The following is a 20,780-nucleotide window of genomic DNA, read 5'->3' on the forward strand; positions in this document are numbered from 1 at the left end:
GGCCGCCACCGCACCCCGCGACACCACCACCAACCGCGAACCCCCACACCGCTCATCAGCCAACCACCCCTGCACCAACCCCAGAACACGAACCGCCAAAGCACGCACCGCCCCCACCACCGCGCCCGCCTGATCCGAGACCGCCTCGGTCACCACCGCGTCCGGCACCGGCCCCGCCACCAGCGAGGACAGATCCTCATGAGCCGGAATCGCCTGCCCTGCCGCCCGCCATGCCTCGGCGACACCCAGCACGTCCGGGCCGAGCACCGCCACCGGTGACACCCCACCCGAAAAGGGCTCCGCCACCGGCGTCCACTCCACCCCGAACAGCGCCTCCCGCTCGACTCCCCCGCTCTGGAAGGCCGCGCCAAGCCGGTCGGACGGGATCGGGCGCAGCACCAGTGAGCGCACCGACAGCACCGGCTCCCCGACCACGTCCACCGCGCTCAACAACAGCTCACCATCACCCACCCACGCCAACCGCACCCGCAGCACCGACGCCCCACCCGCGTGCAGACACACCCCACCCCACGAGAACGGCAACCGCACACCCTCCGGATCTCCCGCCCCCGCGAAAGCCACCGCGTGCAACGCCGCGTCCAGCAACGCCGGATGCACCCCGAAACCACCCGCATCGGCGACCCGATCAGGCAACATCACCTCGGCGAACAGCGCACCGTCCACCCCCCGCCACGCCGCCCGCACCCCCTGGAACACCGGCCCGTAACTCAACCCGCTGCCGGCCAGCCGCTCGTACAACCCGTCCACCTCGACCACCGACGCACCTCTCGGCGGCCACACCCCACCCTCGAAAGCCTCGAACTCCTCCCCGGCCCGGCCACCGGCCGCCGCACCGTCACTTCCCGCGCCGATCCCCCCACCGGCCAGCACACCACTCGCGTGCCGTACCCAGGCGTCGTGTTCACCGGCCCCCGCAGGCCGAGCATGAACACTCACCCCACGCCGACCCACCCCATCCGCAGCCCCCACCCGCACCTGCACCGCCACCGCATCGTCCTCACCCAGCACCAACGGCGCGGTCAAGGTCAACTCCTCCACCACCCCACACCCAACCTCATCCCCCGCCCGCACCACCAACTCCAAAAACCCCGTACCCGGAAAAATCACCATCCCGCCCACCACATGATCCGCCAACCACGGATGCGACCCCAACGAGACACGACCCGTCAACAACGCCTCATCACTGTCGGCCAACCCCATGACCGCACCCAGCAGCGGATGCCGGGCAGCCGTCAGGCCGAGCCCTCGGGCATCCCCGGTCGAGGTCGGGTTCGGCCAGTACCGCTCGCGCTGGAAGGCGTACGTCGGCACCTCCACCCGGCGGGCGCCGGGGAAAACCGCCTGCCAGTCCACCGGCACCCCACGCACGTGCAGGGCCGTCAGCGCCGACATGACCGCCGTTCGCTCGTCGCGTCCCCCGCGCAGTACCGGCACCAGCACCGCGTCCGCCTCCCCTTCGGGGTCCGTGGCGCGCAGGGGTGAATCCGGCGTCAAGTCGGTGTCACGCGAGTCCGGACTCGCGGCGAGGGTGTCGGCGGCCATCGCGGTGAGCACCCCGTCGGGGCCCAGCTCCAGATACGCCCGAACCCCCTGGCCGTGCAGGGCCCGCACGCCGTCGGCGAACCGCACCGCGCCGCGCACCTGCTCCACCCAGTACTCCGGCGAGCACAACCGCTCCGCCGTCGCCGACTCCCCGGTCAACGTCGACACGATCGGGATCTCCGGCGGGCTGAAGGAGAGCGACCCGGCCACCGCCCGGAAGTCCTCCAGCATCGGGTCCATCAACGGCGAGTGGAAGGCGTGCGACACCCGCAACCGCTTCGTCCTGATCCCCCGCTCCTCCAGGGCGGCGGCCACCTCCAGCACCGCCTCCTCCACCCCGGAGACCACCACCGACGCGGGACCGTTCACCGCCGCGACCGACACCTGCTCCTCCCGCCCGGCCAGCAGCTCGGCGACCTCCCCCTCGGAGGCCCGCACCGACACCATCGCCCCACCCGCAGGCAACGCCTGCATCAACCGCGCCCGCGCCGCCACCAACACGCACGCGTCCGCCAGCGACAACACCCCCGCCACATGCGCAGCCGCGATCTCCCCGACCGAGTGCCCGGCCAGCACGTTCGGACGGATCCCCCACGAGGACACCAGCCGGAACAGTGCCGTCTCCACCGCGAACAACGCAGGCTGCGCCCACCCGGTCCGATCCAGCAACTCCGCTTCCGCCGACCCCGGCTCGGCGAACAGCACCTCACGCAACGAGCCCTCAAGCAGCGGGTCCAGCTCGGCGATCACCGCGTCCAACGCCGCCGCGAACACCGGGAAACGGTCGTACAGCTCACGACCTATCCCTGCCCGCTGGCTACCCTGACCGGTGAACAACACCGCTAGCTTGGCCTGCCTGCCATGGCCCTTGATCACACCGGCGGCGCCGCCGTCCGCGAGCGACGTCAGCCCCGCTCGCAGTTCGGCGTGATCGGCGGCGAGGACCCCCGCTCGATGCTCGAACGCCGACCGCGTCGTGGCCAGCGAGAACGCCAGGTCGTCCAGCGACGTCTCGGGCGCACCGTCCACATGGGCGAGCAGGCGCGCGGCCTGGGCCCGCAGCGCCTCGTCGGTCCGGCCCGACAGCAGCACGGGCACCACGCCCGCGGGTGTCCTGTCGGCCGCGGGGGCATCCGTTTCAGACTCCGGCGCCTCCTCCAGCACCACGTGGGCGTTGGTGCCGCTCACCCCGAAGGAGGACACCCCCGCCCGGTGCGGCTGCCCGGTCTCGGGCCAGGACCGCTGCTCGGTCAGCAGTTCCAGCGTGCCCGCGGACCAGTCCACCCGCGACGAGGGGGCGTCGACGTGCAGTGTCTTCGGCAGCACCCCGTGCCGCATCGCGAGCACCATCTTGATCACACCGGCCACACCGGCGGCGGCCTGCGTGTGACCGATGTTCGACTTCACCGACCCCAGCAGCAGGGGTCGTTCCCTGTCCTCGCCGAACGTGGAGATCAACGCCTCGGTCTCGATCGGGTCGCCCAGCGTCGTACCGGTCCCGTGTCCCTCCACCACGTCGATGTCCGCCGCCGACAGCCGCGCGTTCGCCAGGGCATCACGGATCACCCGCTGCTGCGAGGGGCCGTTCGGCGCGGTCAGGCCGTTGGAGGCGCCGTCCTGGTTCACCGCGGAACCACGGATGACCGCGAGCACCTCGTGCCCGTTGCGCCGGGCGTCCGACAGCAGTTCCAGCACCAGCACGCCCACGCCCTCGGACCAGCCCGTGCCGTCGGCGCTGTCGGCGTACGCCCTGCACCGCCCGCTGGGCGACAGGCCGCCCTGGCGGTTGAACTCGATGAAGGTGCTGGGCGTCGACATGACCGTCACACCGCCCGCGAGCGCGAGGGTGCACTCGCCCGTCCGCAGCGAGTGCGCGGCCCAGTGCAGCGCGACCAGCGAGGACGAGCAGGCCGTGTCCACCGTCACCGCCGGGCCGACCAGACCGAGCGTGTACGACAACCTGCCGGACATCACGCTGTTCGCCGTACCGGTGAGCCCGAAGGCGTCGATGTCGTGCGGCAGGGTGTCGCGGTAGTCGGGGGACATCGCGCCGATGAAGGCACCCGTCTGGCTGCCCCGCAGCGCGATCGGGTCGATGCCCGCTCTCTCGACGGCCTCCCAGGTGGCTTCGAGCAGCAGCCTCTGCTGCGGATCCATGCCCAGCGCCTCCCGGGGGGAGATGCCGAAGAAGCCGGCGTCGAACTCCGCCGCGTCGCGCAGGAAACCACCGGACAGCGACGGCGGTACGGCGCCGCCGTACTCGTCGCGGAGCCGGTCGAGGTCCCAGCCGCGGTCGGCGGGCGGCTCGGATATCGGGTCGCCGCCCTCGGCGAGCAGCCGCCACAGGTCCTCGGGCGAGGCCACACCGCCCGGGTAGCGGCAGGTCATCCCGATGATCGCGATCGGCTGCTGGTTCTGTTCCTCAAGATCGTGGACGCGTTGACGGGTGCGCCGGAGATCGGTGGTCGCCCGCTTGAGGTATTCCCGGAGTTTCGCTTCGTTGTCCATATCAGCTCAACCCTTTTCAACGACCAGCACGAACTCATCAACTCGCCGGGACCCGGATGCCTCGCAACCGAGTTCGGCGATCACAGCACCGCCGGACGGACCACACCGGCCGCGGTCGAGTCCACAGGCTCCGCCAACATCGGATCAGTCTCGGCTCCGCGCTCCCCGAAAATCATTAGTAACTCCGGCGCCGAGAGTGGGAAAAAGACCAGCGAGCCGGGCCGTACACTCGCGCAATGGCCGGTCAGCTGCACGTCACAGCAGAGTTGTCGGAGTACGTTCGGCGGATGTCGCTGCGGGAGGACGAGATCCTGCGTTCCCTGCGCGAGGAGACCGCCGCCCTGCCCGCGGGCAGGGCGATGCAGGTGATGGCCGAGGAGGGGCAGCTGTTGACGCTGCTCGCCCGGCTCGTCGGCGCGCGGACCGTGCTGGAGGTCGGCACCTTCACCGGTTACAGCACGTTGTGCCTGGCCCGCGCGGTCGCTCCCGAGGGGCGCGTCATCACCTGCGACATCACCGAGCGGTGGCCCCGTGTCGGAATGCCCCACTGGCGCCGGGCCGGTGTGCTCGACCGGATCGACCTGCGGATCGGCGACGCCTCGGACACCCTCGCCGCGCTCCTGCTCGACGAGGGGCCGGGCTCGGTGGACCTCGTGTTCATCGACGCGGACAAGCCCGGCTACCCGAAGTACTACGAGGCCGCCCTGCCACTGCTCAGGGAGAACGGGCTGATCGTGGTGGACAACACCCTGTTCTTCGGCAAGGTCGTCGACCCCGAGGCGCGGGACGCGGACACCGAGGCCATCCGCGGGTTCAACGCCCTCCTCGCGGAGGACCGCCGGGTGGACATCTCACTGCTGCCGATGGCGGACGGCATCACCCTGGTGCGCAAGCGGGGAGCGGCCGAACCGCCCTGCTAGACGACGGGTGAGGGGCTGCGCAGATCGAAGGGCCGGGTGCCTGACGAGTTCCCGAGGGTCCCGAGGGTCCCGAGGTCGCACGCGACGAGGGTCATGGTGGTGGGCGCGCCCTGCGGTGCCGGGACGAGGTGGAGTCGCTCCAGGCCGCTCACCCCGGAGGCGGGCAGCCTCCCGACGCACGGGCACTTCCCTTCGGTGAATCCGCTGAACCGGTAGGCGATCTCCATCATCCGGTTGCGGTCGGTGCGGCGGAAGTCGGCCACCAGGTGCGCGTCCGCGCGAGCGGCCTGGTCGATCAGCCAGCGCAGGATCACCGTGCCCGCGCCGAAGGACACGACCCGGCAGGAGGTGGCGAGCAGCTTCAGATGCCAGGTCCTGCGGCCCAGCTCCAGCAGGATGACCCCGACCGCCCCGTGCGGCCCGAAACGGTCGCTCAACGAGGTGACCAGGACGCGGTGCCCGGGATCGTCGAGCAGCCGCTCCAGCGTCTCCCGCGAGTAGTGCACGCCGGTGGCGTTCATCTGGCTGGTGCGCAGGGTCAGCTCCTCGACGCGGGCGAGGTGTTCGGCCGTGGCGTGCTCGATGTGCATCACCAGGCCGAGCGAGCGGATGAACTCCTCGTCGGGACCGGTGAAGCCGGACTTCGCGGCCTGCCGGCGGAACCCCGCCTGGTACATCAGCCGTCGGCTTCTGGCGTCCTCGGTCACCGTCTCCGGGCTGAACTCCGGCAGCCCGGCCAGCTCGGCGACGTGTTCGGCGGAGTAGCACCGTACGTCGGGAAGGTGGAACGTCACCTCGGCCCGTTCGGCGGCCTGGTCGTCGATGAACGCGATCGTGTCGAGGGCGAACCGCAGTTCCTCCGCGATCTGCCGGATCGAGTCGGACTTGGGCGACCAGCCGATGTGGGGCAGCACGAAGTACTCGGCGACGCCGAGCGCCTCGAGCTTCGCCCAGGCGTGGTCGTGGTCGTTCTTGCTCGCGACGGACTGCAGGATGCCCCGGGAGTCGAGCACCCGGATGAGTTCACGGATGGAGTCGGGCAGGCGGATCTCGTCGTTCTCCAGCAGGGTTCCCTGCCACAGCGTGTTGTCCAGGTCCCATACCAGGCATTTCACCACCGAGGTCTTGTCGGGCACCTGTCCTCCTCGTCTTGGTCAGTGTGACTGTGCGACGGCGTGCTGGGCGAGAATGAGCTGGCAGATCTCGCTGCTGCCCTCGATGAGCTCCATGAGCTTCGCGTCCCGGTAGGCCCGCGCCACCACATGGCCGTCCTGCGCCCCCGCCGACGCCAGCACCTGCACGGCCGCCGCCGCACCGCGTGCGGCCTCGGTCGAGCCGATGTACTTGGCCAGGACCGTGGCGATCACCATCTCCGGCGATCTCTCGTCCCAGCAGCGGCTCGCGTGCTCGCAGACCCGGGTCGCCGCCTGCTCCGCCGCCATGAGCTCGGCGAGGTGGCGGGCGACGAGCTGGTGTTCGGCGAGGGGCCGACCGAACTGCCTGCGGGTTCCCGCGTGCGAGCCCGCCGCCAGGAGACAGGCCCGCAGGATCCCGACACAGCCCCAGGCCACCGATATCCGGCCGTAGGACAGGGCCGTGGTGACCAGCAGCTGGAGCTGCTGGCCGCCGCCCCCGAGCACCGCGCTCGCCGGAAGGCGTACGGCGTCGAGGTCGACGTCGGCGTGCCCGGCGGCCCGGCAGCCGCTGGGGTTGGGCACCGGGCGTACGGTGACCCCCGGGGTCTGGGCGGGGACGACGACGGCGGCGCCCTCGTCCCCGTACCGTCCGAAGACGACGATCAGGTCGGCGTAGCGTGCGACGGTGGTCCACGTCTTTCGCCCGTCGACCACCACCGTGTCACCGTCGGCACGTATCCGGGTGGTCAGCGCCGTCACATCGCTGCCGGCCTCACGCTCGCTGAAGGCGACGGCGGCCAGCTCGCCGCCGGTCAGCCTCGGGAGGTACTCCTGGCGCTGGCGGGCGTCACCGAGCCGCTGGATCGTCCACGCCGCCATGCCCTGCGACGTCATCACGCTGCGCAGGGAACTGCACAGGCTGCCCACGTGCGCGGTGAGGGCCCCGTTCTCCGAGCTGTTCGCGCCGACGCCGCCGTACGCGGGCGGCACCTCGGCGCAGAGCAGGCCCAGCTTGCCGAGGGTCCGCAGCGTCTCGGTGGGAAGGAGACCTGCGAGGTCCCATTCCGCCGCCTGGTCGCCGACCAGGTCGGTGACTCCTTGGCGCGCCTGGGCGAGCCATTCAGGCATGGTCCGCCACCGGTGTGTCCAGCAGCCGCAGGACGAGGGAGGCCATCCGCTCGACGGTGCGGAAGTTGTCCAGCTTCAGGTCCTCGCCGAGGATGGCGATGCCGTACCTCTGCTCCAGGTGGACGACCAACTCCATGGCGAACATCGAGTTGACGAGCCCGGAGGCGAACAGGTCCCTGTCGACGGCGACCTCCGTTTTGATCCGCTCCTGGAGGAAGTCGAGGATCTGCCTCCGGATGGTGTCGGGGGTCGGCTGAAGCGTCTCTTCTGGGTGCGTGTTCACGAAAGCACCTTCTCGTAGTCGTAGAAGCCCTTACCGGATTTACGCCCAAGGTGGCCCATCGCCACCTTCTCCAGCAGGAGTTCACAGGGCTGGAAGTTCGCGTCGCCGGTGCGCTCCCACAGGGCTCGCAGCGCGTCGACCAGGTTGTCCAGCCCGATCAGGTCGGCCGTGCGCAGGGGCCCCGTGGGGTGTCCGAGGCAGCCTCGCATCAGGTCGTCCACCGACTCGGCGCTGGTCACACCGGCCGCGACGATCCGTGCCGCCTCGTTGATCATCGGGTGGAGCAGCCTGCTCGTGACGAATCCCGGAGCGTCCCGCACGACGATCCCGCGGCGCCCCATCCGGGCCAGCAGTCCGGTGACCGCGGTCATCGTCTCGTCGCTCGTCAGGTCGCCTCTGATCACCTCCACCATCGTGATCAGGTAGGCGGGGTTCATGAAGTGGACGCCGACCAGTTCGTCCGGGCGGGCGGTGAACCTGCCCAGCTCCCCGATCGGGATGCCGGAGGTGTTGGAGATCAGCGGGGTGCCGGCCCCGAGCAGCTGTGACGTCTCGCCCAGCACCTTCGCCTTGATCTCGGCGTCCTCGACGACGGCCTCGACAACCGCGGTGGCGCCGGCGACGGCCGCGGGGTCCGTGGTCGTCGTCAGGTCGGCCACCTGACCCTTCGCCGGTACCGAGCCCATCAGCCGCGCGTGCCGGAGCTGAAGGTCGACGCGGTGCCGGGCGTCGGCGAGCTTGTCCTCCGACACGTCGACGAGCACGACCGGGATACCGTGGCCGATCGCCACGACCGCGATCCCCGTGCCCATCACCCCGGCCCCCAGGACCCCCAGCCGGGCATCTTCCACTTCGTTCATCCCTGAGCCTCACATAGCGGTTCGAGTTTGCCTTTCCCGTGCCTCACGGACCGCCTCTCTCCGATACGCCGGGCTTGAGAGGCGGCCGTGAACTCACCAGCTCGACGCGAGGATGAGGTCTCCGAAGTCCCGCTCGCGCGAGGCGTGCTGGAGGTCGGACTCCACCATCATGTGCATCAGCTGCTCGAAGCTCACGCTGGGCTCCCAGCCGAGCTCGATCCGGGCGCGGCTCGGGTCGGCGCAGAGGGTCTCCACCTCCGCGGGACGCACCAGCGCCGGGTCGACGACGACGTGGTCGCGCCAGTCCAGTCCCACGTACTCGAAGGCCATCTGTACGGCGTCGCGCACCGAGTGCATGTGCCCGGTGCCCACGACGTAGTCGGTGGGCTCGTCCTGCTGCAGCATGAGGTGCATCGCCCTGACGTAGTCGCCGGCGAATCCCCAGTCGCGGACCGCGTCGAGGTTTCCGAGATACAGCTTGTCCTGCAGGCCGAGTTTGATGTGGGCGACCGCCAGGGAGATCTTCCTGGTCACGAACTCCGTGCCCCGGCGCGGCGACTCGTGGTTGAAGAGGATCCCGGAGACGCCGTACATGTCGAACGACTCGCGATAGTTCCGGGTGATGAAATGGCCGTATGTCTTCGCGACCCCGTAGGGGCTGCGCGGATGAAAGATCGTCGTCTCGTGCTGCGGGCTCTCCGCGACCTTGCCGAACATCTCCGAGGACGACGCCTGGTAGAAGCGGATCTGACCGCTGCTGCCGTCACGTGACTTGTCCAGCCCGCATACCAGGCGGATCGCCTCCAGCATCCGGAGCACGCCCATGCCGTTGACCTCGGTGGTCAGCTCGGCCTGGTCCCAGGACATCGGGACGAAGGAGATCGCCGCGAGATTGTACACCTCGTCGGGCTGCACCTTGTCCACCGCGCTCACCAGGCTCCCCTCGTCCAGCAGATCGCCGTTGACGAACGACAGATCGCTGACAAGACGGCTGACACGGGATTTCCTGGGATTCGCCTGGCCTCTGATCAACCCCCAGACCTGGTAGCCCTGGGACAGTAGATGCTCAGCCAGATAAGAACCGTCTTGACCGGTGATACCGGTGATCAGCGCGCGCCTGGACATGCACTTTCCTTTCAGCACCGCGAACAGATTCCGACCGGACACCATCGCGACCGCGAAGACGCCGACGGCGTGCCCACAGCGGGAATCGAGTCCGTCGGGCCGATGGACCGCCGGCCCGTGACCGAGGGAGTTCTTCAGGGTGTCAGGTGATCGGCGGTGACAGTGGCCTGCCACCAGAGTCGAGAAGTCCGGGAAACGCCGCGGAATTACCGGACTCCAGGGATTTCTGGGACTTCTGGGACTTTAGAGACTGGAGGGCTCACCGCGAACTCCCACGGAACCGTCGGCGAGAGCGTGATCGGGCACCAGGGCCATCCGGTCGGCGAGATCGGCGGCCCGGTGCCGGAGGCGCTACTCCTCGACCCAGCCGTGTGTCTGGGCGAGGCCGACGAGGCATCGGCGGACGCCCAGCAGCTGTTCCGCCGTCATCGTCGGCACGGCCACGAGCAGGGCTTCCGTGATCTCCTGCGTCATTTCCCCGACGGAGAGCACGTCACAGAAACCGGCGTCGTTGCCCTGGCGGTCGGCGGCGGAGACCGCCGGTGCCGGTGCCGCCGACCCGATCGACGCGGGCGTCGGCGCGGGTCTCGGCACGGCGGGCGGAGCCGACGGAGACGGTGAGGACGACAGGGACGGCGAGGGCGGCGAGGACAGGGCGGCCTTCGGTGCGGCAGGCCTGTCGAGTACGCGGACCTGGGACGCCTTCAGTCCCTTTCCGCCGTTCTCGACCCTGAATTCGACCCTCGTGTCGATCGAGAGGAGACGTTTGTCGCTGTTCAGGTCGTTGACGTGCATGAAAACATCTTCGCCACCCGAGTCGGGGGCGATGAAACCGAATCCGCGAAATTCATCGAAGCTGACGAGCTTACCCGTTACCACCACACCGCACCTCACCAGAGCCACGTTTTCCCGAAATGGGTACCTCTTGCTCGGAGAATCATTTGCGGCAACCAAGGAAACCCATTCCCATTCGAGTGGGAGCGTGACCACGGCTGTCCCGCACACGATTTACCGCTCACTTCCGAATTTGCTGAGTATGTTTACTCGGCTATCTTGGTGCGCTCGGACCACTGGAAGACCGGAAGGTTCTCCCCGTCGACCGTAAGAAATTCACCGTTGTGCACGAAGTGCTCGTATCCCGCACCGGAGAGAATCTTCACCTTCTCCTCCGGGGCGACCATGGTTCGAACGGGGCTTTGACCGGAAAGTCGCTCCGGCCCACCGGATAGCACAATTTTCGCACTGGTCACGATGAAACCTCCCTTGCCGTTCCGGCGGCGCGATCGTCACGACGACCACGCGACCGCAGGCCGATTACATGGACTTACTTCACGAATTCGGGCAGGATCCGGGGCGGCCAGGAGCCGAGCCGGAAAATGCCCATGGAGTACGCCTTGGAGACCAGAGCCGGGCGGTTGGTGGCCTTCAGCTTCCGCAGCAGCGTCGTCACGTGATATTCCACGCCGCCGCGGCTGAGGTACAGCATCGACGCGAGCTGCACGGTCGACACCCCGGCGGCGACCCCTTCGAGTACCCGCGCCTCCATGCTGCTGAGCAGCCTCTTCTTCCCGGTCAGCAGGTCGTCACGCTGCTCTCGGTCGGGTCGCACCACCACCATGACGCTCTCGACGTGGCCGGCCTCGCCGTGCAGCGCGATCCCGGTGAGCTCACCGCCGAGCACGGTCTGGTCCGGCCGCACGGCGATCACCCGCTCCTCGAAGCGGGCGCGCCGATTGTCCGTCAGATGGGTGAACTGCTGTCCCAGCTTGTCGCGGACGCTCAGATGGAGCAACTCGCAGAACGCAAGTCCTCGAATGTCCGCCAGGGAACGTCCGAATTGCCGGGTGAATTCGAGATTCGCCTCGATAACCCTGGTCGCGTGGTCGAGATTCGCCACGCAGATTCCCGACTGGTCGAAAAAGGAACGATACTGGTCTACCCCGTCGGCGGGTGGGCCGACTAACCGGAGCCGCCGTTCCTCATCAACCGGAGCGATGCCGATATCAATACTCATCTGATTACCATTCCTCTCCTCCAGCAGACGAGACGATGACCCGATAACTATGGGGTAACGACCAAATCCACTTATTAACATGATATTAATCGGTGCGAAAGCAGGTCAACATAAGCCCACGACAAACAGTAAAAGACTGTGGTGCGTGAGGCGTCCGGTTCGGACCTTGCGGTGCGGTGGGGCGGTCTCGTTCGGTACCGAACTTCCCTGCGCCCACCCGGGGAAATAGTTCACGTCCCGCACTAAATATCGCGCGTGCGGCCGGGGCCCTCGAACCGGCGACGGCGGCACACCGCCCGCCGGAAATTACCCGTCACGACGCGGATCATGCCGGGCACGCGAACCGTGATGCGGATCATGCCGGACCGGCGAACCGTGATGCCCGTCGCCGGCCGGGGTCCTCGGTGCGGATTTCCGCCGACCGGCCCGAAGCGGCGACTTCGCGGGCTTCCCGCCCTTCAGCCCTCGGCCAGGTGATCGCTCAGGCATCCGGTCGGCGGGTCACCCGGCCGTCCGGCCGCGGAGACCGCGCCGGGCGGCGGCGGGAATCGGGGGCCACACCCCGGAGACCTGCGAGAAGGTGACAGGCGGCGATTCGCCTGACGGGATCCGGCGGAGCGGCCGTCACACCGTCTGTCACACCGCCTATTCGTCCGCGTTCCGCGCGCCCAGTTCCTCGACGAGCGCCGCCCTGCCGCTCACCCCGAGCTTGCGATAGGTGCTCGTCAGGCTTTTTTCGACGGCACGCCGGGTCACCCCGAGCGAGTCGGCGATCCGCTGGTTCGTCCATCCTCGTAGTACGAAGGCGACGACCGTCTCCTCGGTCTTGGTCAGCTCGCCGCGCTCGGGTGCGGACAGTCGCAGCGCCGGGCCGTTCAGCTCCGAGTCCCTGTCGCCCTCGGCCCAGGAGACGCCACGTTCCCTCGCGACCCGCGTGCCCTCGGAAACGAACTCCTCCGCGTCGTCGGCGCCCAGCTCCGCGAGCCTTCTGCCGAGAAGCGTGAGCGTCCTGGACAGCTCGATCCGATCCTCGGAACGGCGAAGCGTCTCGACGGCCCGCTTGAGGAGATCGACGCCCTCCTCACCCGGAGTGATCATTCCACGCAGCCGCAGCGCGCGGCCGTACGTCGCGGGAGCGCCCCACGCCCACGCGAAGGCGTACTCCTCGTCGGCCAGCTCGGTCGCCGCCTGCACTCTTCCGAGCCGGTGGTTCACCGCCGCGGCCCATACCCGCCAGGGGTACAGTGCCGCGTTCGTCCACCCGCAGCGCGACAGCTGCCTGCCACTGTCGAGGAACCTGTGCAGCGCGGCCGGCAGATCGCCCCGCACCGCGTCCAGCATCCCCCGCACCATGCGATGCGCGACGACCACCCGCAGGTCACCGCTCTCCGGACTGGTACGGATCACCCGCTCGCCCAGTTCGACGTCCTGCGTCTCAAGCGCGATCATGGCGAGCGTCCAGATGGACAGCGTCCTCGCCTCCGGCCAGGACGAACCGGCGTTGTCGGCCACGCTCAGCGCGGTGCTCCTGGCCTGGACCACATGCCCCGACGCGCGAAGGACCATGCTCCGCTCCGCGTTGACCAGCGCGATGACCCCTTCGAGCTCCTGGCGCTGAGCCTGTTCTCGCATCGCCTCCAGCCACGGGGTCACCGAGGCCGCCGTGTCGGCGAGGACCAGCGCCTGGACCAGCAGCGGGAGAGCGGTGTAGGCGTGCCCCGCGCGCGGCGGCTCCCGCTCCAGGATCCGGCCGGCGAGGGCGGAGATCTCGGCGGCCGTGACCTCGCCGGTCATCGTCGCCGCGTAGGCGAGCACGGCCAGCAGTTCCCGCCCGGAACCCGTGGAGACCGGCACCTCCGCGCCGAACCCCCGCAGCCGGTCGGCCGCCGCGCCGAGATGCGCGGCGTCCTGCATCCCGAGACAGCGGGTGCGGGCCTCCAGCCGCAGGCCGAGGTCTCCCTGCGCGTACGAAGGGCCCCGCTCATGGAGCTGCCGCGCCACATCCTGGACGAGCGCGCCCGATGACGGGTTGACCGTGCCGATCGCGGGCGGGATCCACAGCACCGCCTCCGCCCGCTCCGTCACCGAGGTGAGCATCGGCACGGCCTGCGAGATGTGGGTGACCGAGGACGCGAGGTCGAATCCCCGCTCGGCGGCGGCCAGGTCGACCAGGAGCCGGCCCCGGGCCTCGCTGTCCGGCGGCCTGTCCAGCAGCGCGTGCCGGATGTAACGGGCCGCCTTCCTTCCGGCGCCGCGTTCGAGCGCGGCGCCGGCGGCCGCGCGCAGGACGCCGATCTCCCATGCCTCGTACCCTGCGGTGACCTGCAGGAGCTGGTCGGCGACGTGCTCGGCCGGGTGGCCGACGGTGTGCAGCAGCGACGCCGCCCGGCGGTGCATCGAGGCGCGCGTGTCGGTGCTCATCCCCGATTCGATGCCGTACCGCACGCTCTGGTGGACGAATCGCGGCGACTCGCCGCCGGCGAGCAGGCCCAGGCGGTCGAGGGTCTGCATCGCGGACTTGTAGTCGATGCTGTCCAGACCGGCGAGCTCGCTGATCAGCTCCGGCTCCGCCAGGTCTCCGAGCACGACCATCGCCTGCGCGAGATCCCGGACGACCACGGGCTGGATGCCGAGGCAGAACATCCGGCGGTCGCGGAGGAACGGCTGGCTCGCGGCGTGAACCTCACCGGCCCGTGCCGCGACCGGCTGGAAGCCGGCCGTGCGCAACCTGTGCAGCATCGCGGCCAGCGAAGCGGGGATCCCACCGGACACCTCGTGACAGGCTCGGGCGAATTCGAGGTCGCAGGACTCCCCGAACTCCTCGCCGATCAACCGGCGCACCCCTCCGACGGAGAGCGGCCTCGGGTGCAGCGTACGGGCGCCCGAGGCGGCGATCTCCCTGAGCAGCATCGGGTCGGAGGCCGCGCACTCCTCGGAGAAGGCCGCGGCGACCAGAACCCGCGTGCCGTCCAGCCTCCTGGCAAGGTACGCCAGCCAGCGAAGGGACGGCGCGTCCGCCCACTGCAGGTCGTCGACCACCACCACCAGGGCCCTGCCCTCGCCGCCCTCGCCGCCCTCGCCGCCCTCGCCGTCCTCGCTGAGGTTGGCGATCAGCGAGTTCAGCCCCTGCAGGACCGACTCCTGCCTGAGCGACCGGTTCGGTCCGATCGCGTGCGACTCACCGAAGAACATCCCCTGCACCAGGCTCGCCGTGCCCTGGAACCAGGTATCCCAGCGGTCCTTCTCCGCCCCGGCCAGGATCGGCTCGAACAACTGCTGGACGACGCCGAACGCGAAGTCCTGTTCGAGGAGCGTGCCGCCGGCGCGCAGGACCCGCGCGTGCGGGGCGGCCGCGTCGGCCAAAGTGCGCAACAGCGCCGACTTGCCGACGCCGGGCGGGCCGATGACCGCCATCATGGACCCGTTGCCCGCCACGGCCGCCTGAACCGCCTGCTCCGCCCGCGCCAGCTCCTTCTCCCGCTCCAGCAGCATGGATTCACTCACCCATGTTCCGCGGTGCCGGGATCGAGGCGAGAAGCGAGGCGAGCTCGTTGCGGTTGGTGACCGCGAGCTTGCGATAGATCGTGGTCAGCCGCAGCTCCACCGTCCGGAGGCTCACCGACAGGACGCTCGCGATGTAGGCGTTCGAGTGACCGGCGGCGACCAGCCCCGCGACCCGTTCCTCGTTGGCGGTCAGTGGGTACCTCGTTTCGTTCGGTGCCGACGGTCCTTCCGCGACAACCTCCACGGCGGGGCGCTCGGACCGTCCGGTGAGTCTAGCGTCAGGTGTGTCGATTCTCACCGTCGCCTTCTGCCGACTCTGAGTCGCGGCGTATCCCCTCGCCGCCGACGACGCCGCGGCGGGCTGGGCCGGCACCGTCGCGGGGCGGTCGTACGGCGCCGGCTTCCGCGGGATTCGCGCGTCGTGCCCGAGGTCGCTCGCCGCCTCGACACCGTCCAGCACCTGTGACGCGCACCGTCGCGCGACATCCAGCGCGCTGGGGGCACCCCACTCCCTCGCCCGCTCCAACCCCTCCAGCGCCAGCCGCCTGGCGGTCTCGACGTTGCCGCACGCGCTGTTCGCCACGGCGGCCACCGATCGCCATGACAGCACCGCGGGATTCGTCCAGCCCCTGGACAGAAGCACGCGCCCGCACTCGTTGATGTCGCGCAGCGCGGCCTCGGGGTCCGCCAGCTCCATGTGCACCCTGGCACGGGCGTACAGCAGTGCCGCCCAGGCCACGCCCTGGTCCGCCCCCGGAGGGAACTCGAAGGCCAGCGACTGCTCGGCCTTCTCCACGGACCGGCCGGCGAGATGCAGGTAGGCCTCCGTCGCGACGAGGAAGGGGACCATCCGCGGATGCCACGAGGTGAGCGGCAACTCCGCCAGTGCCGCCTCGAAGTCGTACACCGCCTGCCCGAGATTTCCCCGCCGCATCTCGCATCGGCCGCGGTGGATCAGCGCCAGTGCGGCCGGTGCCCGTGCACCGCAGCGCCGGGCGTCGGCCAGGACCTCGTCCAGCCCGATCACCGCCTCGGCGACCTCGTCGGCCAGGAGCAGCGCCCTCGCCGCGTGGATCCTGGGGCCGAACGGCTGCTCCTCACCCCTCACCTGGAAGGCCGTCCTGGCCAGTTCCCGCGCCTGCGGCAGACGTTCCCCCCTGGCGGCGAGCATCCAGGCCGCGACACCCGCCCGCACGGGGTCTCCGGGCTCGTCGGACGGTTCGGGGAACGAGTGCACGGGCAGCGCGGAATCACCGATCGCGCAGTCGTTCTCCGCGAGCCAGCCGATGGCCGCCAGCGATTCGAGGCCGGCTCCACCCACCTCTCTGCGCGTGTAGGCCGTCGCGACGGCACGGTACGTGGCGGACGCGTCGCCCCGCGAGCCGAGCAGATCGGCCGCCCGGACAAGTGTGCCGACCGACACCTCGGTACCGCTGTTCAGCAGCACCTGCTGCAGCCGCCTGTCGCTCGTCTCCGAGTTGCGGTCCGCCTCCATCATCGCGAGCTCGATGAGCAGCCGTTGCCGCTGTTCGTCCCCCACCGGTTCCCTGAGCGCCCGGCCGAGCAGTGCCGCGGCGCCCTCGTGGTCCCCGTCGAGACGACGCTGCGTGGCCACCCGGCTCAGCAGGCTCACCACCCATTCAGCGCCGACCGGCCGCGTGTTGAGCAGCAACCGGGCGAGCCGTTCCTCCGGGATCGCCGCCCGGTACCCGAGCTCGACGGCGCGCATCGCGAGTGCCTGCCGCTCCCCGATCTCCATCCGGGCCAGCGCCCTGTCGGCGATGAGAGGGCTCGCCGGCGACGGGGTCCTCCCCTCGGTCACCAGCCCCAGGCGCACCAGGACGGACAGTGCCTGCTCGGAGGACATCGTCCTCGGTGGCGCCAGCGAGGCGAGCAGGTCGGCGTCGAGGCCGCCCTCGCAGACGGCTATCGCGAGCAGCAGCGCGAGCGCGTCCGCGGGCAGGCGGGAGATGCCCCTCGTCACCCGGTCGCCGCTCACCTCGGCGGCCCGCTCCAGCAGAGCCGGAACATACCGCGCGACGGGCGGCAGGGAGGCGCGCACGAAATGGTCGAGCACGGCGAGCAGGGCCGCCGGGCTGCCGCCCGTGGCCTCGGTGGCCGCGGTCACGAACGCCCCGTCGACGGGCCCCGCGTACCGGGAGACGATCACCTCCCGGACCCCGTGCTCGCGCAGCGGCGGCACGTGGATCACGCTGCCGGCGACCGGTCCGGACTCGGTGACCGGTTCGACGGCACAGTCTTCGCCGGGAGCTCCGGCCTGCACCAGGAGAATCGGCGCATACCGCAGCCGGTGGGTCATGGCCGCCAGCCATGCCTTCGATTCCTCGTCCGCCCACCGGGCGTCGTCCAGGGCGATCAGCAATGGACGGTTGCCCGCGAGGGCCACGAACTCCCCGCACAGCGCGGGAATCAAGGTCGTGGCCGGCTGCTCCTCCGCCCACAGGCGCCGCGCGAAGGCCGGATATCCGGCGCCGGCCAGTCCGGCGGCGATCTGCGAGACCACGCTGTAGCGGAGATCGGCCTCGGTGGGCGAGCAGCCGGCGAGAACGGCGAGCAGTCCGGCCTTCCTGGCCTGGGCGACGACCGCCCTGAGCAGCGCGCTCCTTCCCGTGCCGGGCGCCCCGAGCACGGTCACCACTCCTGGACGGCCGCGCAGGAGCATCGCCACCTGTTCGCCCAGCAGGCGTGTCTGCCCTTCCCTCTCGGCCAGGAACTCCGGTGCGGCGTCCCTCCACCGAGCGCCCCGCTCGGTGACACCCACCGGCCACGTGCGTGCCGGCCCGTGCGTCGCGGCTTTCCCCTCCGCTAGCGCCATGCGTACGACACCGGCTCGTCGCTGACGGCCGGCGAGAGCCTCTCGGACTCCCCGCCGGGGCCTGCCGTGGCACGAGAGGGGGCCGAAACCCTCCAGAGCAGGCTCGGAGCCCCGACCACGGTCGCATCAGTGCCACGGACGGGCGCGGGAACCTCGCCGTTCAGCCCGAGCGATCCGTCCGTGACCTTGGCTTCGACTCTGTGTCGAGTATCGCTGCACATTTCGCACCTCGAATCGACGACGCATGCGCCTGATCTCAAGCACTCCGATCGCCTACTGAGGAGACCTTAATCACAGCAATGTTGGTTTACAAGCATTTGCCTTGGATTTACCTGTGATTGCCTTTATTTATCTGTGTTCGACGGCCTGACCACCTCTCCTTCGAATGGCCGGAGACACCGGGCCGGCGTCTCGGAGAAGCGGATCCCCTCCGCAGGAGGAGCGGGTGGGCCGGGGCACGACGGCGACGGACGACCGCACACCTCACCGGCATCTCACCGGCACCGCAGCGCGCCCGCCACCTGACGTCTACAGGGGGATGTTGGTGTGGCGGCCCCGGCGCGCCGGGGCGGCGGCCAGGGCCTCGCCGAGCCGCAGCCGGGTGTACGCCGGGTCGATCACCTCGTCGACGACGCCGATGCTCACCGCCCTGGCCACGCCCCCCGCGATCCTCTCGTGCTCCGCGGCCAGGCCGGCCAGCAGCTCCTCACGCTCGTCCTGTGCCACCGCGGCGAGCTTCTTGCGGTGCAGGATCTCCACCGCCGCCTTCGCACCCATGATCGCCACCTCGGCCTCCGGCCACGCGAACACGGCGGTGGCACCGAGCGACCGGGAGTTCATCGCGATGTAGGCGCCGCCGTAGGACTTGCGCGTGACCAACGTGACCCGCGGAACGCTCGCCTCGGCGAACGCGTGCAGCAGCTTCGCTCCCCGGCGGACCACCCCCTCCCACTCCTGCCCGACGCCGGGCAGGTAGCCGGGGACGTCGACCAGCACGAGCAGGGGCACGCCGAACGAGTCACACATCCGGACGAACCTTGATGTCTTGTCCGAGGACAGCGAGTCGAGGCAACCGCCCTTGCGCAGCGGATTGTTCGCGATCACCCCTACCGTCCGCCCGGCGAGCCGGCCGAACCCGATCACCATGTTCGGCGCCCACCTGGGCTGCAGCTCGACGAAACCCGGCTCCCCGTTCTCTGCGTCCCCGCCGTCCAGGACCGCCCTGACCAGCGGGCGCACGTCGTACGCGCGCCGGGGTGAGTCGGGGAGCAGGTCGCGCAGCGGCCTCGCCTCGCGCACCGAGTCCACGTCGACGAAACCCGGCTTCGCCAGCAGCGCGACGAGCCGGCGGGCCTGGGCGAAGGCCTCCTCCTCCGACCCCGTGGCGATGTGGGCCACCCCTGACTTCCTGCTGTGCGCGTCCGGCCCGCCGAGGCTCTCCATGTCGATCTGCTCACCGGTGACCGACCTGACGACGTCCGGGCCTGTGACGAAGACGCGGGCGGCGTCAGACATGATCACGATGTCGGTCAGCGCAGGACCGTAGGCCGCGCCGCCCGCCGCGGGACCGAGCACGACGGACAGTTGCGGGACCTCGCCCGAGGCCCGGACCATCGCGGCGAACATCTCCCCGATCTCGTGCATCGCCGACACGCCTTCGTTGAGCTTCGCGCCGCCGGAGTGCCACACGCCGATCACCGGGCAGCGTTCGCGCACCGCGAGGTCGATGGCGTCGGCGATCAGCGGGCACTCGTCGATCCCGATCGCACCGCCCTTCACGGTGGCGTCGGTGCAGTAGATCACTACTCGCACGCCGTCGACCCGGCCGTAGGCGACCACCACTCCCACGCCTTCGCGCCGGTGGATGATCTCCAGCGAGCCCGGATCCGACAGCCGTGACATCCGAACCGCCGGGTCGCGGTGGTCAAGGGACGGCTCGTCTCGGTCCACCACAGCCACTGAGGGAAATGTCATCGCTCACCTCTGCGAATCGCCCGTCGTCCGAGCCGTAAGTGAACCAGCGGCGGCGCCGGGAAAACCCCTAGTCTTGTCCGCCCGGTCCACAGACGTCCCGCGTCAGGGCAGCCGGAGCAGCCCTTCGCGCACGCGCGTGATGATGTTGAGCGACGGCTGGTTGTCGACCTCGGCGAGCGGATGCACTCTGAGGAGGTTCCAACCGATCGCGTCACCGATCAGGACGATGGCCACCCCGATCGGCATCCTGAGGCGCCCCGCGATCTCGACCACCGCCATGGGCTCCCGGCACATGTCGCAGATCCAGCGATATTCCGGGGACAGCGCGGGATCGTCGGCGCTCATCGTGCCCTGCGGCGTCACCGAGATCAGCGAGTCCATCCGCAGCGGGGCGTCGCCGTGCGTACGCCCTCCGGAGATCACGTACGGTCGCGGTCCGACCGGCCGCGAGTTCTCGTGCTCGTACCTCGTCGAGGACGAAGGCGCCCAGTCCGGGTCCGTTGCCGGCGCGGGGGCGGGGGCGACCCGAGGCACCGCGTCCGGGAAGCTTTCGACGTAGTGGTGCTCGTCGGCGTCCGCCCACGACCTCTCCGGAGCGTCGTACCCTTCCGGGACGTCGTACCTCTCCGGACCGCTGTACCCTTCCGGAGCGTCGTGCGTCCCTTCCTCACCGGCGACGGCCACCTCGGCATCCCACACACCGTCGTCCGCTTCGACGTCCCGCGCGCCGTCGTGCGCCTCGATCTCCCGCGCGCCGTCCTCCACCTCGACGTCCCGCGCGTCCTCCGCCGCCTCTTCCACGGGTTTGGGCAGGAACTGGTGCTCGGCCCAGGTCCTGTAGTCGCCCCAGCCGCCGAAGGCGGAAGCATGGTAACTGGGTTTGTCAGCGAATCGCCGTCGTCGCCTCCTGCCGTTGGACATCGCCGGAT

Annotated in this window: 14 protein-coding genes; 1 reads left to right on the forward strand and 13 read right to left on the reverse strand. The window is 69.9% G+C overall.

Translation table 11 applies throughout. The features are described 5' to 3' along the window. On the reverse strand, positions 1-4,071 hold a 4,071-nt coding region (locus tag AB0B96_RS38830; protein ID WP_362907071.1), incomplete at its 3' end, for a beta-ketoacyl synthase N-terminal-like domain-containing protein. A 236-nt stretch (positions 4,072-4,307) separates the two neighbouring features. Here AB0B96_RS38830 and AB0B96_RS38835 point away from each other — a divergent pair. Further along, positions 4,308-4,991, forward strand: coding sequence for a class I SAM-dependent methyltransferase (locus AB0B96_RS38835; RefSeq protein WP_350947120.1), 684 nt, complete (start codon positions 4,308-4,310; stop codon positions 4,989-4,991). Here AB0B96_RS38835 and AB0B96_RS38840 read toward each other — a convergent pair. The 12 genes from AB0B96_RS38840 to AB0B96_RS38895 form a co-directional block, all read right to left on the reverse strand. Then, positions 4,988-6,127: an HAD-IIIC family phosphatase gene (locus AB0B96_RS38840; protein ID WP_362907073.1), complete on the reverse strand. Its 1,140-nt coding sequence runs from the start codon at positions 6,125-6,127 to the stop codon at positions 4,988-4,990. The genes AB0B96_RS38835 and AB0B96_RS38840 overlap by 4 nt on opposite strands. A gap of 18 nt (positions 6,128-6,145) precedes the next feature. Beyond that, positions 6,146-7,255, reverse strand: a complete 1,110-nt coding sequence (locus tag AB0B96_RS38845; protein WP_362907075.1) for an acyl-CoA dehydrogenase family protein — start codon at positions 7,253-7,255, stop codon at positions 6,146-6,148. Continuing rightward, a complete protein-coding gene (locus AB0B96_RS38850) occupies positions 7,248-7,538 on the reverse strand; it encodes an acyl carrier protein (protein ID WP_350947117.1) in 291 nt (96 codons plus the stop codon). Before AB0B96_RS38850 ends, AB0B96_RS38845 begins: the two co-directional genes overlap by 8 nt. Beyond that, complete coding sequence (locus AB0B96_RS38855) at positions 7,535-8,398, reverse strand: 3-hydroxyacyl-CoA dehydrogenase family protein (protein ID WP_362907078.1); 864 nt, start codon at positions 8,396-8,398, stop codon at positions 7,535-7,537. Before AB0B96_RS38855 ends, AB0B96_RS38850 begins: the two co-directional genes overlap by 4 nt. A gap of 93 nt (positions 8,399-8,491) precedes the next feature. Further along, the gene (locus AB0B96_RS38860; RefSeq protein WP_362907080.1) at positions 8,492-9,523 is read right to left on the reverse strand and encodes a GDP-mannose 4,6-dehydratase; all 1,032 of its coding nucleotides are present in this window, start codon (positions 9,521-9,523) and stop codon (positions 8,492-8,494) included. A 351-nt stretch (positions 9,524-9,874) separates the two neighbouring features. Further along, positions 9,875-10,426: a cold shock domain-containing protein gene (locus AB0B96_RS38865; RefSeq protein WP_362907082.1), complete on the reverse strand. Its 552-nt coding sequence runs from the start codon at positions 10,424-10,426 to the stop codon at positions 9,875-9,877. Positions 10,427-10,563: 137 nt separating this feature from the next. Next, positions 10,564-10,773 carry a DUF5988 family protein gene (locus AB0B96_RS38870; protein ID WP_362521194.1) on the reverse strand — a complete coding sequence of 70 codons (210 nt, stop codon included), beginning with the start codon at positions 10,771-10,773 and terminating at the stop codon, positions 10,564-10,566. 74 nt (positions 10,774-10,847) lie between these two features. Next, positions 10,848-11,537, reverse strand: coding sequence for a LuxR C-terminal-related transcriptional regulator (locus AB0B96_RS38875; protein WP_362907084.1), 690 nt, complete (start codon positions 11,535-11,537; stop codon positions 10,848-10,850). 645 nt (positions 11,538-12,182) lie between these two features. Then, complete coding sequence (locus AB0B96_RS38880; RefSeq protein ID WP_362907086.1) at positions 12,183-15,041, reverse strand: AAA family ATPase; 2,859 nt, start codon at positions 15,039-15,041, stop codon at positions 12,183-12,185. Continuing rightward, the gene (locus AB0B96_RS38885) at positions 15,034-17,823 is read right to left on the reverse strand and encodes a LuxR family transcriptional regulator (protein WP_362907088.1); all 2,790 of its coding nucleotides are present in this window, start codon (positions 17,821-17,823) and stop codon (positions 15,034-15,036) included. Before AB0B96_RS38885 ends, AB0B96_RS38880 begins: the two co-directional genes overlap by 8 nt. A gap of 582 nt (positions 17,824-18,405) precedes the next feature. Beyond that, positions 18,406-19,851, reverse strand: a complete 1,446-nt coding sequence (locus AB0B96_RS38890) for a carboxyl transferase domain-containing protein (RefSeq protein WP_350947110.1) — start codon at positions 19,849-19,851, stop codon at positions 18,406-18,408. A 102-nt stretch (positions 19,852-19,953) separates the two neighbouring features. Then, positions 19,954-20,772, reverse strand: coding sequence for a DUF742 domain-containing protein (locus AB0B96_RS38895; protein WP_362907091.1), 819 nt, complete (start codon positions 20,770-20,772; stop codon positions 19,954-19,956). Positions 20,773-20,780 lie beyond the last annotated feature (8 nt).

This window comes from Streptosporangium sp. NPDC049046 (genome assembly GCF_040649155.1).
Classification (GTDB): Bacteria; Actinomycetota; Actinomycetes; order Streptosporangiales; family Streptosporangiaceae; genus Streptosporangium.